At 61.0% G+C, this 1,840-nt stretch carries 1 protein-coding gene; it reads left to right on the forward strand.

Translation table 11 applies throughout. The annotated features are described in order from the left end of the window. The coding region (locus CPCC7001_RS13835; protein ID WP_006911822.1) for an Ig-like domain-containing protein at nt 1-1,840 on the forward strand (1,840 nt) is incomplete at both ends.

Genomic DNA, 1,840 nt, shown 5'->3' on the forward strand with positions numbered 1-1,840 from the left:
GCACGGCTGAGGACGGCGCCCGGATCTCCCTCGTCATCGGGGGGGCCACCTACACCACCACCGCCAGCGGCGGCACCTGGAGCATCGACACCACCACCGCGCTTCCCGTCAGCGGTGCACTCGCCCTTGATGCCAATGGCAGCAACGCGATCTCCGTCACCGCCACCGACGCGGCGGGCAACATCTCGGCCCCCGTTCTGCTCGATCTGACCATCGACACCACCCCTCCGTCGGTGGCCATCACCTCCGCGCCACTCACCAACGACAGCACCCCCGTCATCAGCGGCACGGCTGAGGACGGCGCCCGGATCTCCCTCGTCATCGGGGGGGCCACCTACACCACCACCGCCAGCGGCGGCACCTGGAGCATCGACACCACCACCGCGCTTCCCGTCAACGGTTCGCTGGAGCTGGGCTCAGTCAACACGGTTGTGGCTGTGGCGACCGATGCCGCCGGAAATGCATCGGGACCGGCGCAACAGGACCTACTCCTCTATTCGCCGGTTCAACTCGCGCAGATCACCGCCGGCAACGGTGGCTTTGTGATCAACGGCGAGGCGTCCTTCAACAACAGCGGCTACAGCGTCAGTTCTGCAGGGGATGTGAACGGGGACGGCCTGGCTGATCTTTTGATCGGTGCACCCTTCGCAGGGCCCTACTCCAATGGACGCTCCTACGTGGTCTATGGAAAGTCGGTCAATACCAACCCTGTCGAACTCGCAGACATTGCGGCTGGAATCGGTGGATTTGTCATTCTTGGCGAGCAGTCAGCTGATTTCTCCAGTGATGCCAGCGGCTGGAGTGTCGCCGGAGCCGGCGACGTGAATGGGGACGGGCTTGCCGATCTCCTGGTGGGCTCCTATGGCAACGATGCCAATGGCAACAATTCCGGGCGCTCCTATGTAGTCTTTGGAAAGTCTGACAATAATAACCCTGTTGACCTTGCGACTCTGGCGGGTAGCACACGCGGGTTCGTCATCAATGGAGAGTCTGATTACGACGTAAGCGGGCGCAGTGTGGCCTCGGCGGGAGATGTCAACGGGGATGGCCTCAGCGATCTGATCATCGGAGCCTATGCCAGTGATTCCAACGGAGTTGCCTCTGGCCGCTCCTATGTGATATTTGGAACCAGCAACCCCACCAGCATTGATCTCACTTCCATCACGGTAGGAATCGGTGGTTTTGTGATCAACGGCGAGGCGTCCTTCAACAACAGCGGCTACAGCGTCAGTTCTGCAGGGGATGTGAACGGGGACGGCCTGGCTGATCTTTTGATCGGTGCACCCTTCGCAGGGCCCTACTCCAATGGACGCTCCTACGTGGTCTATGGAAAGTCGGTCAATACCAATCCGGTCGAACTCGCAGACATTGCAGCTGGAATCGGTGGATTTGTCATTCTTGGCGAGCAGTCAGCTGATTTCTCCAGTGATGCCAGCGGCTGGAGTGTCGCCGGAGCCGGCGACGTGAATGGGGACGGGCTTGCCGATCTCCTAGTGGGCTCCTATGGCAACGATGCCAATGGCAACAATTCCGGGCGCTCCTATGTGGTGTTTGGAAAGTCTGACAACACCTCCTTCGTTGAACTCTCCACGATTGCTGGGGGAACTGGTGGTTTCGTCATCACGGGTGAGTCCGCCTACGACACCAGTGGCCGCAGCGTCAGCGCGGCGGGTGATGTCAACGGCGATGGCCTAGCCGACCTCATTATCGGCGCCAACAATGCCAAGCCCGATGGCGCGACTGTCACAGGCCGTACCTACGTGGTGTTTGGCACCTCCAGCACCGCTCCTGTCAGCCTCGCCCAAGTGGCGGAAGGAATCGGAGGCTTCGCGATCGATGG

This window comes from Cyanobium sp. PCC 7001 (genome assembly GCF_000155635.1).
Taxonomy (GTDB): Bacteria; Cyanobacteriota; Cyanobacteriia; order PCC-6307; family Cyanobiaceae; genus NIES-981.